The organism is Chryseobacterium piperi (genome assembly GCF_002285635.2).
Classification (GTDB): Bacteria; Bacteroidota; Bacteroidia; order Flavobacteriales; family Weeksellaceae; genus Chryseobacterium; species Chryseobacterium piperi.
Genome location: NZ_CP023049.2, coordinates 1,354,708 through 1,370,030, shown reverse-complemented (window position 1 = coordinate 1,370,030; position 15,323 = coordinate 1,354,708). Strand labels below are relative to the sequence as shown.

Here is a 15,323-nt window from a genome sequence, read left to right as displayed (position 1 = left end):
GAGGAATGCATTGAGATCTTTTAAGTGTAAGACTTCTCAATATGGATTTCACGGGAGTTTGTCATTTCGAAGGGGAAATCTCTTAATGATCGGTTAATCTTAGCCACAAATTACTAAGATTTGTACAGATATTTATGTTATTTTTTGCTCGCAGATTGAGCTGATTTTGCAGATCTTATAAAAATCTTTGATTTTTAAGAAACTTATGTGTACTTGTTATACATTATGAATTGAACTTAAATAGCTTAAGTGTTTTAAATAACTTTTGTGTCTTTTGTGGTTTAATTTTTTTTCACCACAGATGACCTTTAGATTTACACAATGAATTAGTATTAAATTAGATAATAATTATATTCTGAAGAACCAGAGAAAATAAAGTGAACTAAACAGATTTCCAGAACAGAACTATTCTGAGTATCAGACTTTATTTTCTCTTTTGAATATCTGCCATTTAGAATGTTAAGCATTAAGGCTTATTAAAGGTTTTAGCATTATTCAAAATGGTTCATTCAGGATAAATCCTAAATCCAAAGTTATGAAAAGTTATTTTATAGGAATTGATATTTCCAAAGATACCTTGGATGTTTGTATCATGAGTGATTCTGAAGAGAAAGACATTTTTTTTAAAGTTGAAAATACTCTATCAGGAATTGAAAGTATGATTTCAAGAAACATCCCAGAGAATGCTCAATTGTGGTATTGCTTTGAAAATACAGGAAATTATGGGCTGCTCCTTGCCAGGATATTGGAAAGCCAAGAAATAAGCTATTATCAGGTCCCGGCTCTCGAAATAAAATTAAGTCAGGGAATACAAAGAGGAAAGAATGATCGAGTTGATGCCTGGAGGATTGCCAAGTATGCAAAAACATATTGCAAAGAACTTAAACCTTATCTCCTTCCCAGTAAAGAACTGCTTAAGATAAAAAATCTTCTTACCTACAGAAATCATTTGATAAAGGTAAGAACACAGTTCAAGAATGAGATAAAAGCTTTTTATCAGATCAATAAAATAGCTGATGTAAGTTTTGAAATTAATGATATTATGGGCCATATACAGCAACTGGATAAAAATATAGCATTAGTTGAAGAAAAAATAAAACAGGAAATCCATAATCAACAACACCTCAACCGAAACTTTGAAAAAATAACCAAAGTGAAAGGGGTTGGATTCCTCACAGCAGCTTATATGATTGTATTAACGAATAATTTTACAAGTTTTCAAAACCCAAGGAAATTCAACTGTTATGCAGGGATTGCTCCTTTTGAGCATACATCAGGAACAAGTGTTCAAGGCAAAACTAAAACAAGTAAACTTAGAAATAAAAGAATTAAAACGATTCTTTTTAATGGTGCTAATTCTGCCGTAATTTATGATGAAGAATTAAAATCTTATTACCAAAGAAAAAAACAACAGGGAAAAGCACATAATTCTATTATCAATGCTGTATGCTGTAAAATTGTATATAGAATATTTGCTGTCGTAAAAAGGGAAGAACCTTTTGTAAATTTAACAAGATATAATTTGCATATGTCTTAGAATACTCAGATTTGCACAGATGTTTATATTATCTTTTTTATGTAACACCCGATAACGATTGAAGATACCATCTGACTTTTTCTTTAATTTTTCTTTTAATATGATACCTATTTATTTTAAATTAAAAAATAATAGCTAAATTCACTTTTTAACAAAAAGAAGATGAAGCTTAACCATATTAACCTAGTCGTTGCCGACGTTGAAAAGACGACACAATTCTTTGAGACTTATTTCGGTTTTAAATGTGTCGATATAAAAGGAGATTATATTGTTACCGTATTAAAAGGAGAAGGTAATTTTACGTTGGTGATTATGAAAAACAGAGAAGGAAACCCTGCATATCCGGAAGCTTTTCACATTGGATTTATGTTGGACAATGTAGAGAAGGTGAATGAAGTATACCAACGTTTAAAAGCCGGTGGCATTGTAGGAGAGCAGGAACCCAGAAAAATAAGGGACAGCTTTGGGTTCTATTTTAATTTTGAAAATCTAATGATAGAGGTTGGACATTATTATGAATAAACTTTATGGCTTAATTCTTTTTCTGTCCTATTTTTTGGTTAATGTTTTCAGGCAATTTTCATAAGTCTCTTGTATCGCTTTTGCTACAAGTTGGGGATTCTGATGGTGAATCCCATGGCTATATTGTGGTAATAATATGACACGACTGTCAGCATTATTTTTTATCATATCTGCATAGTGTTTTATTCTTAAATCGTCTAATTCTTTCCACCATGAAACCAAATTAATATTTAATTTCAGGCTTTTATTCATTTCTGTCTCATAATTCTCAATATGCTTATTGTAAGCAATTAATACCGTGACTGGAATATTTTTAAGAGGTGGCAATTCGGTATAGTTTTTAAAAAAGACAGGTGAACTCTCATTGAGTTCCCTTTTAACTTCACTCTGAAAGCCTGTTGAGATGGATGAGTCTTTTAAAATATAATTCAGGTTAATAAGAAATAAATCCCTGTATCCGGTTGAACTGGAAGTCTTATTTTTTACATATTCATCTTCTTCATGGGTGAGCATATAATCGGTGGGGTCTATAAATACAAGCCCGGAAACTTCATCGGGATAAGTGGAAGCATATAAGCGAATGAATGGTCCGCCGATAGAATGTCCTATGAATAAATAAGGAGGGGCTATTTTTAAAGTGTTCAGTAAATCATGAAGCCTTTTTATAACATCAGCATCAGTTTTTATTGAAGGATCGGTTTCTGACTCGGCAATCCCATTTCTGTCATAGACTATGCCTGAAATATCATTGGGAAGAAAAGAAAATAGATTTGAAAAATTACCTCCGCCGGAGCCCAGCCCGCTTTCAAACACGAGGAAAGGTTCATTCGCTTTTCTTGTTTCAGCTCCGAAAATTTTGTACGCTAATTTTTTGCTGTTAATGGTCACAAATTTCCTTTCGGGTGTTTGCGAAAAAACAATAGTTCCATAAAATAAGGCTATTAGAAGAAAGGATATAGGTAATCTCATTTTTTGTCTATGTATAGAATGAATCGGTTCAAAATGGCTTTAGAAATATGTAAAACTCTGACCGTTTAATGCCTCTCATTACATTAAAAAATCCCGGGTTTCCTTTAATGCAATATACTATTTTTGAAATTAGCTGTGTTTAATCTCATTTAAAAGTAATGGCCAAATATCATCTTTAAACTTTTCCCTGAAAACACCAAAATGTCCTATGGTATCAGTACTAAAGTCTTCTGGTGACCAGTGAATCCTTTTACTGGCCGTGTTCTCATATTTCTTTGTAATCCATTCAACCGCTTTTCGTGGTGCAAACTTGTCATTTTTGATACTGATGGAAGTTAGGGGAGCCGTGATATTTTTGTAAAATAAATATTGATCAGAAATACTTCCAAAGAGATAATCTGGAGATAGGCACCACTTGATCCACTGCCTTGCCACATTCTTGGGTAAATTTTCCATGCCGCTCATTTTTTTAGAGGGTAAATAATTAAATATATTGATCAGAGAAGGAAAAAGGACTTTCCAATACATCCACAATTTATATCCTTCAAAACCTTTCCAGAATTTCCAATAGCCGCTTTGTGCTGCTACGAGGATAATTTTACTGGCATATACTGAAGATGAAGATAGTCCGATTAGTTGTCCTCCGATACTGTGCCCCAATAAGGTAATCTTTAATTCAGGATAATGTTTTTTTGCATATTCTGCGACAGCATGCAAATCGGTTGCTCCCCAGTCAGAAGCATTATTATTCAGTTTTTGAATAGGTTGTGTAAGCGATTGTCCGATTCCTAAATAATCAAAAGTGATGACCGAAATACCTTTTTCACACACAAATTCAGAGAACTTTCTGTAATAAGATTGCTTCACTCCTGTGGCAGAAGCGATAATAAGAATTGTTTTACTTTCCGGCGACTCAAAGACATTGGCAGAAACGGGATACCCTTTATCCGTTATAATTTCTACTGTTTTCATGGTAGTATATTAAGAAATAATGCCTGATAAATGTACTATTTTATCCTGCTGGTGGAAGAGAGATAAAGCCTGATTTTAAGTGTAGTACATAATTTTTGTTGAAAGTAATCCAATCTTATTTTGAATATCAATTCTTTTAATGATAAGCTTCTTTGTATCAGTCTACTAAACCATTTAGCTTTGCAAACGGATCATCATGGGGATTTTCATTCCATATGTATTCCGCAGCATTGGCCGTTTTAATCGCTTCATCATGCCCAAAAAGCTTTTCTATAAGAGCTAATCCCATATCTGTTCCTGCCGAAACGCCTGATGAAGTAAAAAATTTCCCGTCTTCAACCCAGCGTGCCTCCTTAATCCATAAAACCTGATCACTTTGGCTTGTAGCCCATTGATATGCCCGTTTATTGGTAGTGGCCTTTACGTCATCTGTTAATCCTGTTTTAGCTAAAATTGCGGATCCTGTACAAATAGAAGCAACATGCGGTGTCCGTTCTCCTAATTTTTTTAAAGCATCTAAGAAAGGTTGATTGTTGACTTCTTGCCTGGTTCCGCCTCCGCCAGGTACCATCAGAATATCCAGCTTTTCGATTTCTTCAAAAGTGCGGTCTATAACTACCGAAGGGCCTGCATTACTCTTTACTGTTCCATGGTGTTGGCCTATGATCAAAATCTCTACCGTATCCTTTAGTAAACCAAACATCTCAAGAGGTCCGAAAGCATCCAGTAATTCAAAACCATCAAATACAACCATTCCCAGGAAGAGCTTGTTATCATTATTGTTTATCATATCAGTTTGTTTTAAATAAAGCACCTTTTGGATCTATATCCATGTATTTAAAAATGGTGAGTTAACGGGTACCAGGAAGTTTTACAATACTTACATCATCTAAAACGATTACTCCTTCAGGACTTTTGTCAAAGATAAAGGAAATGGATTTTAGACTACCTAAGTCTAGTTGTGGATATTTCTTTTGAAGCATATTGAAATCAAAATAAAAGAAATCCGGAATAGCTTCTGCATCTGCATTATCATTGAAAAAGCTTAATTTGGTTAAATTCTTTTTCAATTGAGGCTGCAAAGGGGCACATTCACTCAGAAGAAACCGGGCACGGGTGCCTTTTTGGTCTGTAATTTCAATACTGAAGTCAATTGCCTTTTTCTCCTGGTCTTTTTTTGGAGCTTTTTCTTTTTCCTCTTTCTTCTTTTTTATGCCCCTTTTTACGGCTACAGAAGGCTCGTCACTTTCCGCTAGATTAAAGGCCAATGCATGATCCTTTAAATCCGGATGTGTATTTTCTGCAAAATTAAATATATATCTGCCTGGTTTATTAGTGGTTTCCTGATGGTTCCATCCGATATATACTGCCCTGGAAATAAGATTATTCCACATCAGTTTTTGCTGTGCTTCTCTCCAGAGGCTGAGGTTTTCAGTACTAATGGTGACCCCTTGCGAAGTGGCGGTAGATAGATTAAGATCTTCCTCATAACGTGCAATAAAAGTAGTTTGGCTGTCTTCAAACTGATTGAAATAAATATGTTTCGGAAGCCACTGACGGCCATAACGGTAATCTACAAAAAGAGGTTTATATCTCATATCTCCTTTCAGATTGACATCCAAAAAGGCACTGATGTATACTTTGGCAATCTGTTGTTGTTCATTTTCAGGCATCAGATTGGTCATGTTAAATTGGTTAATGTAGGGACTGCTGGAGTCATACTTTCCCCAGGAAGTATTGAACTGGCCGTGGTTGGCCTGATGAACATATAAACCGGCTTTGAAACCTTGATAGTCGGGGGAATACTTAATCCGTTTGTAAGTGGCAAGTCCTCCGTAAGATTGCATATCCATATCATGTACGCCTTGTATGACGAAATAATTGATATCTTCCAATGGAGCTAATATCGATGCAGGCTGGTATTGTCCGTCGACCGGTGCAATAGCTACATAAGCCTTGATATTAAAGTTGAAATCAAAAATTTCATTGGCATTGTCCGGGAAATAGGGTAGTTTATTGAATAAAGCAGCATGAGACATGGCTTCTCCACCTCGTGAATGTCCGATCAGAGCAATCTGATCCATATTGATCCGGTTAAAAAAAGGATTGGAAGGATCTTTATTCCATTGACGCCATAGTTGAAGATGCTTCAGCATCAGCCAGCCTCTGGTACCGTTTTCATCCTTAAAACCTTTTTGATCCAGATCCGTAAAGCTCGTATTTAAAAAGTTTTCGTCTACCGATGCAACAATATATCCTCTGCTGGCTAAAAGTTTTCCCAGATAATCATAACCTTCCTCCGACCAGTCCTGAGCCAAATGATTGCCATGCACAATAAGGACCAATGGTGCTTGCCCCTGGAAATTTTCAGGATACCAGACCATGGCATTTAATGGAAGTTGTGTTTTATCAAATCCGAAATATCGGGTACGCAGCTTACCTGAAATCCCATCCCATGACTTAAGAAGAATAGAACCGTCGACAGATGGTGTTTTGATACGTACGTCTTTACCATAGATGGCACGGTGTTGATCTTTTCCTGAACCATAGCTTAGAAAAGCAACCTTATATTGTCCCGGAAGGGCAGGGTTGGAAGCTTCAATAGCAGCAGGGAGACTACCAGACATCTTATAATTCTTTAGAACAGATTGTGATTGCCCAGCATATAAATAGATATAACCGCCTATAACTAAACCGAGAGCTCCGGTTACAAGTGAAAGTGCAGTTAAAATTTTTTGACTTAAAGACCAGTGTTCTTTAGATTTTGATTTCCAGTAATATAATGCCCCAAAAGTAAGAGCTGGGAAGATAATAATAAAGGCCGTTAATATCCAGCGGAAGGTAGGGGTAAGCAAAATAAAATAGAAGAAAAAGAAGAGTACGAAGCCTATCGCGTATCTGAAATTGGGTGGGGTTTTACCAAGTAAACCTGCCAGGCCACCTATAAGAAAACCGATAACATAACTCACTAAAAAAGAAAGGATCAGGAATAAAATGAAATTGCCCAAACCTATTTCAGGAAGGAATTTGTCGGCTGATACCACAATAAAAAAGATGACAGCACTGATCAGAATTCCATAACCGCTCGCTATTAACGTTAGCTTGCCGGGGGTAATCGAAGTTTTTATACGTTGGAGCTGATTTTTTACTTTTTTCCAGATAGAGGTATTATCATTCATACTATAGGGTTTATGATTAGGTTGGGTGTATTTTGTTCTGTTGGGGAGAAGAGACTCCTACCATAAATTTATATACTCTGTTTATTGTATTATGAATGTCCTTCGGTAGAGCTCAGCTGATGAAAATACCTTGGATCTGCATGGATAAATGTAAAATTAAGCTCGGAAATAAGTCTGGAAGACAAAATTATTTTCCCCTCAGCATTAAGTTCCTCTGAATGAGGAACATTCTTTTGAATACTGATCACTTCTGATTTTACAGGATGAATCGGAGCTACTACATTATAGACTTTGGAATGAACCTGTTTTTCAATCATTTTTTTAATGACTGAACAGACATCCATATAGTGAATATGATTAACGAAGAAATTCAGGTTGGAAACCTTATACTTGCTCAAAAAACGGTCGTCACCCATGAGTCCGGCTAACCTTAAAACATTAACCTGAGGATACTTTGCTTTGATCATTCTTTCACCTGAAATACGATCAGATGGCATATCTTCTTCAGAAAATTCTTTGGAAAGATCAGGATACACCCCCGTCGAACTCATGAGAAACAGCTGCCCGTTAAATTCGCCTATAAAGGAAAGTAAGTTTTGGATTCTGTTGTATAATGAACTGACACAACAGCTTTTCCCTGAAAGAGGAATCGTGATGATCAGAATATCAAGCTTATTGATGACATCCCATTGAGCGTGCTTTTCAGTCAATAAATAATCAGGGAAATTAGCAAGACGAGGATGGAACCCTTTAGATTCCAGTTGCTCTATTTTATCCGGATTCGTAATCGTGGTATACATTTCAAAATGTTTTGAAAGTACTTCTGCAATCCGTGAGCCCAGCCAGCCACAGCCAATAATTCCTGCTTTCTTCATAATAGTAAGGAGTTCAATCTTTTTTATTCAATTCAGATTGTTGATATTTCAGGAATTTGAATTTAAAAAGAATTCTTTTATCAGCTCAAATTCCGGTTAAAATATGACAACCGTTTATTTTTTTTTGTAAAAATGAAAATATAAAATTAGTTTTTTCTATGAAATTTTAATAAAAAATATTTTTATAAATATAATTTGTCAAAACATATTTTTTATGACTGGAAATTTGATAAATAATATTGACCACTTGATTCGTTGATGCTGTTTGATGATCCGGCGTATTAAAAAGTATATCTTTGTTTTCATAAGGTATTTTTATATTTTTAAGCCTCTGAAATACTTTCAGAGTTGAAGTATCTTGTAATCTGTTACAATATTCATGATAAGATTTAAACAGTGAAGTAGCTGATTATTGTTAACTTTATAGACTGTTATATACATATAACCTGATGAAAAAAGCGTTAGAAAAATTTCAAACATTTTGGCTGGAGGACCTCAGTTTTGTCGTGCTGTTGCTGATGTTATTTTTAGTAGTATTCATTACCCCTGTCATTATGGATAACAGTAAAGAAGGGATTTTGTTGTACAATACCATACTTTTGAGTGTATTTTTCTCAGGGATATTTTCAACCCGTAATAAATGGATGATGTTAATTTCAGGCAGTTTATTTATGATCCACTGTATTCTGAGATTGGTTCGTTTTTCAGATAATCCGTTTTCATTCTATGTTCTTGAAAATGTAATTGCCATACTCAATACCATTGTCTTTATCACTATTAATGTTCGTTTGCTTTTTCGTGACGACAGTGTCAATATGTACCGTATTATCGGAGGAGTAAATGTTTATTTGCTGCTGGCGCTAATGGGAGCGTTGGCATTTGAAATAATTAATGCGGTAACGGGAGTATCTATTGCGGGACCCATAACGTTGACCGGTTCGGATCAAGATTATGTTCATTTTATCTATTTTAGTTTAGTTTCTTTAACCACGGTGGGGTTTGGTGATATTCATCCCGTATCGGTGGAAACCAAAATGCTGTCCGTGTTCCTCTCCATGTTGGGAATCTTATTTCCGGCCGTTATTATTGCTAAATTGGTGGGACTGAGTGCTAATTCTTCGAAAAAAATAGACTAGTCAGGTCAATGGCGTGATTGAAATAATGCCTAAGAGTACATGCTATTTTAACAAAAGTTAAATCTTTTTTAATTATTTAAAAATATTTAACAAATAGATCATTTTTCTTTATAACTCAAGGTTTAAAGGTGATATTTTCGTGTTTTTTTGCAATATGCTGAAAAAAATGAAATTGCTAAATCAAAAATTAAGCGTATATTTAAATTTAGCGAGAATAATCAAGCGCATACTTTTATGGAGAGTAGTGTAGACGACGGTAAAATAGTAGTGCTTACCGAACCTATAATGAAAACGTAAAATGAATTTAAACACCAAAACTCAGATAAAAAACAATCATAATAAGGCTGAAAATTTTTTCCTGGATATAAAATCGGGATTGCAAAATACCCCTAAAAAGTTATCTTCGAAATATTTCTATGATGAAATAGGAGATGAGCTGTTCCAGAAAATCATGGCCATGCCCGAATACTATCTCACCCAATGTGAGCTGGATATATTCAAAAATAAAACAGCAGAAATTGCAGATCTTATTACATCGGATAGCAGTCCCTTTGATCTTATTGAACTAGGAGCAGGGGATGCTATGAAATCATCTTACTTTCTTAAATACTTGGTAGATAAGGGAACGGATTTTACCTATATGCCGATTGATATTTCCGGAAATATTCTGTCGATTTTACAAGAGAAATTAGAAAAGAATATCCCGGAATTACATACAGTATGTCTGGAGGGAGAATATTTTGAAATGCTGAATAAGGCAGCTGCACTGTCCTCAAGAAGAAAAGTGATTTTGTTCTTAGGGGGTAATATAGGCAATATGGAGCTGGAAGAGGCCTATCATTTTTGTTCAGGTTTAAAACAAAATCTTGCTGCAGGAGATCAGTTGCTCATTGGTTTTGATCTAAAGAAAAACCCACATACTATTTTAAATGCCTATAATGACAAAACAGGGATTACCGCAGCCTTTAACCTGAACCTTCTGACCCGTATCAACCGTGAGCTGGATGCTGATTTCGATTTGAAAGAATTTCAGCACTATCAAACCTATGATCCGGTAAGCGGAGCCTGTAGAAGCTATCTGGTGAGCCTTGTTGATCAGGTAGTAACGATAGATCAAACGTCCATATCATTCAAAGAGAATGAGCTGATTGATATGGAGGTTTCACAGAAATTTTCAGAAGAAGATATAAAAGAACTGGCAGAAAAATCAGGTTTTGAGATCAAAGGAGAAATAAGAGATTCAAAAAACTGGTTTATAGATTCTGTCTGGACCGTCACAAAATAATTAAATCTAAAAAGATGATAGCAAATCCTAAGATTAATAAAGCCGTTAAAAAATTTACGGATATCCGTAATCATTCTATAGCTATTTGTGCTCCTCTTGAAATTGAGGATTACGTAGTACAACCTATCGTTGATGTAAGCCCTCCTAAATGGCATTTAGGACATACAACCTGGTTCTTTGAAACCTTCATACTGATGCCCCATTTTCCGGGGTATGAAGTTTTTGATTCTCAATATAATTTTGTATTCAATAGCTACTATGAGACCATCGGAGCTCGAGTGATCCGTACAGATCGGGGAAACCTGAGTCGGCCTTCGGTGGCAGATGTTTACCGTTACCGGCAGTATGTGGATGAACAAATGCAGGCTTTCCTTCAAAGTGAGTGGCTGACCGACTCTGTAGAATCCTTATTGGAATTAGGATTGAATCATGAACAACAGCATCAGGAATTATTACTTACGGATATCAAATATATTTTAGGACACAATCCGCTTTTCCCTGTATATAAGAAAAATAAGGCTTCAGAAAAGGAAGAGCTTGTTCCTATGGAAATGATTTCTTTTGCGGAAGGAATTTATGAAATTGGATTTTCAGGAAACGGGTTTTGTTTTGATAATGAATTAGGACGGCATAAAGTTTATTTGCCGGATTTTAAAATAGCCAGCCGCGCGGTAACGAATGGAGAATATCTTCAGTTTATAGAAGACGGAGGATATACTGATTTCAGACACTGGCATGCCGAAGGATGGGATTGGGTGAAACAAAATAATGCACAATCTCCATTGTACTGGCATCATATAGATGGCAAATGGATGTACTATACTTTAGAAGGGTTACAGGAACTCGATCTTGAAGAAACTCTTTGTCATATTAATTTTTATGAAGCGTCAGCTTATGCTGCATGGAAAGGAATGCGCCTGCCTACAGAAGCAGAATGGGAGGTTGCCTCTGAAAAATTCAAATGGGGAAATCGTTGGGAATGGACAGGAAGTGCTTATTTACCTTACCCCGGTTTCAAAAAAGAAGCAGGAGCTGTAGGAGAATACAATGGTAAATTTATGGTTAACCAGATGGTTCTGCGCGGGGCTTCAGTGGCAACATCTCCGTGGCACAGCAGGAATACTTATCGGAATTTCTTTCATGCAAGCTTGCAATGGCAGTTTACAGGCATTAGATTGGCTAAATAATGGATGCCTATGATTAAAGTAGAATCGATTACTAAAAGTTTTGACGAAAGAATTGCGGTAGATCATATTTCCTTTGAGGCGAATGATCAGGAGATATTGGTGCTTTTAGGAACCAGTGGCTGCGGAAAGACAACAACGCTGAAAATGATTAACCGCTTGATAGAAGCAGATTCGGGAGATATATGGATTGATGGTGAAAATATCCGGGATAAGCCTCTGGAGCAGCTTAGGATGCACATTGGTTTCGTAATGCAACATGCCGGTTTATTTCCTCATTATACAATACGGCAAAACATAGCTGTGGTTCCTGAATTGCTGAAATGGAATAAAAAAGATATTCAAAAGAGAACAGAAGAACTGCTTCATAAGCTCCATTTACCGGAAGAACTTCTTTCACGTTTTCCTCAGGAACTGAGTGGAGGTCAGCAACAGAGGGTTGGAATTGCAAGAGCATTGATTGCCGATACCCCAATACTATTAATGGATGAGCCATTTGGAGCGCTGGACAATATCACCAAAGCAGATATCCATTCGGAATTTAAATCTTTAGAAGAACTTAAAAACAAAACAATTATTCTGGTTACCCATGATGTACAGGAGGCTTTTGAACTGGGGCATCGCATCTGTCTGATGGATAAAGGTAAAATTGTTCAGATCGGAACTCCAAAAGAAATGCTGTACCGACCGGAGAATGACTTTGTAAGAAACTTTTTTGCAGAGAATCGCCTTTTACTGGAATATAAAGTGGCGACTCTGGAAAATATCCGTCCATTTCTTTCAGAAGGGCAAAAACCGGAAACCGGATGGAATATGACAGAAAATTTAAGTGTCTGGGATGCGCTTCAAAAATTAAGTGCTGACCATCAGAATAATGATCGATATGAAACCCTGACCATGGCTTTCAATCAATACAGAAAAATGGAGATAGGATGACACAGCAAAATCTTTGGCAGTTTATTGCCGAACAACAGGATAAGCTCCTGACTCAAGTTATACAACATCTTGGACTGACCTTTGTGTCATTATTATTGGCGATCCTTGTTGGGCTTCCATTGGGAATACTGATAGCCAGGAAAAAGATATTAGCAAATCCTGTATTAGGAACAGCGGGAATTTTGCAGACGGTGCCGAGTATCGCCTTACTGGGCTTTATGATTCCGGCTTTTGGAATCGGAGCGACTCCTGCTATTGTAGCATTATTAATCTATGCGCTTTTGCCAATAATCAGAAATACCTATACCGGGATTACAGGAGTAGACCCAGCAGTAGTAGAAGCAGCAAAAGCAATGGGAATGAGCCGGAGGCAATTACTTTTTAAAGTGGAACTTCCTTTGGCTATGCCTGTGATTATTGCAGGTATCAGAACAGCAGCTGTAATTAATGTGGGAGTAGCTACGCTGGCTTCCTTTGTAGCAGCAGGAGGGTTGGGAGAATTTATATTTGGAGGAATTTCACTTAATAATACCAATATGATTCTTGCCGGAGCTATTCCGGCGGCATTGCTTGCCATTATATTGGATCAACTGATTGCAGTACTACAGAAATCAGGATATGGAAGTCTCCGAAAAATAGCTTATGTCATCCCTGTTATACTGATCGTTGTTGGTGGAATCTATGTATTCAACACTTCATCTGAGCATAAATTGAAAGCTGGTTTTACTCCGGAGTTTATGGGTAGGCAAGATGGAGATATTGGTTTAAGGACAGTGTATGGGCTTAATGTAAAACCGCTCATAGTAAGTGACGCTATCATGTATAAAGCCGCTTATGATAAAGAGCTGGATTTAATCAGCGGATATTCTACTGACGGACGTATTAAGGCTTTTGACTTATATGTATTGGATGATGATAAAAAAATATTTCCTCCTTATTTTGCAGCGCCGGTTATTAAAACAAAAACATTAAATAATTTTCCTAAATTGAAGGAAACTTTAAATTTGTTAGCAGGGAAGTTTAATGATTCCATCATGACGGATCTTAATTATCGGTCGGACTATCTTCATCAGACGCCCGAGAAAATTGCTAAAGATTTTTTAAAACAAAATAATCTCCTGAAAAATCCGGGGAAAAGGAGTGGTGGAACTATACGGATAGGATCAAAAATTTTTGGAGAACAGTATATCCTGGCTGAAATGTATAAAATGCTGATTGAAGGATATACAGATTATAAAGTAGAAACTAAAACAGGTTTGGGAGGTACTAAAATTTGTTTCGATGCGTTAGTCAATGATGCTATTGATTTTTATCCGGAATATACCGGAACCGGACTTTTAGTCCTTTTAAAACCTAATGAATCCACTATAAAAAAAGTGACTCAAAGCGCAGAGGAAACCTTTGAATATGTGGATGCTGAATTTAAAAAACAATATGGTATGGAATGGCTAAAGCCGTTGGGCTTTAATAATTCCTACGCTTTAATGATGCGCAAAGAACAAGCCGGACAATTACAAATAAAAAGTATTTCCGACTTGAAACATTATTTAGATAGTCTTAAATGAAACACAATTTTGATGAAATAATACCAAGAAGAGGTACTGATTCCATAAAATGGGATATGATAGAAGATGCTGATGTTTTACCGATGTGGGTGGCTGATATGGATTTTAAAACACCTCCTGAAATTATAAAAGCACTTTCAGATAGAGCTGCTCAGGGAGTGTTTGGCTATAATACGATTCCTGCTGCTTTTTATGATGCAATAATAGATTGGTGGAAACTAAGCCATCAGATCGTTTTGAAAAAAGAGTGGCTGTTGCCGGTTCCTGGAATGATACCCACCATTTCGGCTGTTATAAGAGCCTATCTCCAGCCCGGAGATCAGATTTTAGTGCAGTCTCCTGTCTACAATCATTTCTATACACTTATTGAGAATTGTGGCTGTAATGCTGTTGAAAATCATTTGATGTATTCCAATGGAAGCTATCAGATCGATTTTGAGGATTTTGAACGAAAAGCCTCTGATCCGAAAACGAAAATGTTGCTTTTATGTAACCCTCATAATCCTGTTGGAAGAGTCTGGACCAAAGAGGAACTGGAAAAAATAGCATTGATTTGTTCGAAATATCAGGTGATGGTAGTTTCGGATGAGATCCATGCGGATCTTGTTTATAATGGCCATCGTCATATCTCTTTTGCTTCTGTTGCAGAGAATTTGGATCTGAAATCGGTAACTTGCGGGTCACCTTGCAAAACATTCAATATATCCAGTTTGTCAGTAGCTTATGCCATCAGTAAAGATGAAGAAATACTCAAAAAGATTGAAAAAGTACTGATCATGCAGGAAACAGAATCTGTTAACCCCTTTGCGGCAGAGGCATTGATTGCTGCTTATAAATATGGGCGTAGCTGGATGGAAGATTTAAAAGAATATCTGTATGATAATTACCTGTATCTGGTTGAGTTTTGCAAAAAATATATACCGGAAATTACAGTAAGTCCTTTAGAGGCCACCTATCTTGTATGGCTGGACTGTAATTTTATGGGAGAGAAATCTGATGACCTTTCTCAATCATTGCTTAAAAAAGAAAAGCTCTGGCTTAATGCCGGGAGTATATATGGAAGTTCAGGAGAAGGATTTCTCAGGATCAATATTGCCTGTCCCAGAACAATGCTGGAAGATGGACTTCAGCGCTTAAAAAGATACATTAAGGGAGAAGAATAA

At 36.2% G+C, this 15,323-nt stretch carries 13 protein-coding genes; 8 read left to right on the top strand and 5 right to left on the bottom strand.

Going from position 1 to position 15,323, the window contains the following annotated elements; translation table 11 throughout:
- The first annotated feature begins 535 nt into the window (after positions 1 to 535).
- Positions 536 to 1,537 (top strand): IS110 family RNA-guided transposase, encoded by a 1,002-nt coding sequence (locus CJF12_RS06070; protein ID WP_034683537.1) that lies wholly within the window; start codon positions 536 to 538, stop codon positions 1,535 to 1,537.
- A 162-nt stretch (positions 1,538 to 1,699) separates the two neighbouring features.
- Positions 1,700 to 2,059 carry a VOC family protein gene (locus CJF12_RS06065; RefSeq protein ID WP_034687573.1) on the top strand — a complete coding sequence of 120 codons (360 nt, stop codon included), beginning with the start codon at positions 1,700 to 1,702 and terminating at the stop codon, positions 2,057 to 2,059.
- Between the two features lie 27 nt (positions 2,060 to 2,086).
- Here the strand turns inward: CJF12_RS06065 and CJF12_RS06060 are convergent, their stop codons facing one another.
- The 5 genes from CJF12_RS06060 to CJF12_RS06040 all read right to left on the bottom strand — a co-directional run bounded on the left by CJF12_RS06060 (position 2,087) and on the right by CJF12_RS06040 (position 8,054).
- Positions 2,087 to 3,028: an alpha/beta fold hydrolase gene (locus tag CJF12_RS06060; RefSeq protein ID WP_034687572.1), complete on the bottom strand. Its 942-nt coding sequence runs from the start codon at positions 3,026 to 3,028 to the stop codon at positions 2,087 to 2,089.
- Positions 3,029 to 3,157: 129 nt separating this feature from the next.
- Positions 3,158 to 4,000, bottom strand: coding sequence for an alpha/beta hydrolase family protein (locus CJF12_RS06055; RefSeq protein ID WP_034687571.1), 843 nt, complete (start codon positions 3,998 to 4,000; stop codon positions 3,158 to 3,160).
- Positions 4,001 to 4,157: 157 nt separating this feature from the next.
- Entirely contained in the window at positions 4,158 to 4,790 is a 633-nt protein-coding gene (locus CJF12_RS06050; RefSeq protein WP_095591226.1) for a DJ-1/PfpI family protein, read from the bottom strand.
- 61 nt (positions 4,791 to 4,851) lie between these two features.
- Positions 4,852 to 7,179, bottom strand: coding sequence for an alpha/beta hydrolase family protein (locus CJF12_RS06045; RefSeq protein WP_034687569.1), 2,328 nt, complete (start codon positions 7,177 to 7,179; stop codon positions 4,852 to 4,854).
- An 89-nt stretch (positions 7,180 to 7,268) separates the two neighbouring features.
- Positions 7,269 to 8,054, bottom strand: coding sequence for a Rossmann-fold NAD(P)-binding domain-containing protein (locus tag CJF12_RS06040; protein WP_034687568.1), 786 nt, complete (start codon positions 8,052 to 8,054; stop codon positions 7,269 to 7,271).
- Positions 8,055 to 8,503: 449 nt separating this feature from the next.
- Between CJF12_RS06040 and CJF12_RS06035 the strand changes: the two genes are divergently transcribed.
- From CJF12_RS06035 to CJF12_RS06010, 6 genes are all read left to right on the top strand, one after another.
- A complete protein-coding gene (locus CJF12_RS06035) occupies positions 8,504 to 9,190 on the top strand; it encodes a potassium channel family protein (protein WP_034687567.1) in 687 nt (228 codons plus the stop codon).
- Between the two features lie 298 nt (positions 9,191 to 9,488).
- Complete coding sequence (locus CJF12_RS06030; protein ID WP_034687565.1) at positions 9,489 to 10,475, top strand: L-histidine N(alpha)-methyltransferase; 987 nt, start codon at positions 9,489 to 9,491, stop codon at positions 10,473 to 10,475.
- A 14-nt stretch (positions 10,476 to 10,489) separates the two neighbouring features.
- Complete coding sequence (gene egtB, locus CJF12_RS06025; RefSeq protein WP_034687563.1) at positions 10,490 to 11,662, top strand: ergothioneine biosynthesis protein EgtB; 1,173 nt, start codon at positions 10,490 to 10,492, stop codon at positions 11,660 to 11,662.
- Between the two features lie 9 nt (positions 11,663 to 11,671).
- Positions 11,672 to 12,595, top strand: a complete 924-nt coding sequence (locus CJF12_RS06020) for an ABC transporter ATP-binding protein (protein ID WP_034687575.1) — start codon at positions 11,672 to 11,674, stop codon at positions 12,593 to 12,595.
- Entirely contained in the window at positions 12,592 to 14,160 is a 1,569-nt protein-coding gene (locus CJF12_RS06015; protein ID WP_034687561.1) for an ABC transporter permease/substrate-binding protein, read from the top strand. The genes CJF12_RS06020 and CJF12_RS06015 overlap by 4 nt, the downstream gene beginning before the upstream one ends.
- On the top strand, positions 14,157 to 15,323 hold the full coding sequence (locus tag CJF12_RS06010) for a MalY/PatB family protein (RefSeq protein ID WP_034687559.1): 1,167 nt from the start codon (positions 14,157 to 14,159) through the stop codon (positions 15,321 to 15,323). The genes CJF12_RS06015 and CJF12_RS06010 overlap by 4 nt, the downstream gene beginning before the upstream one ends.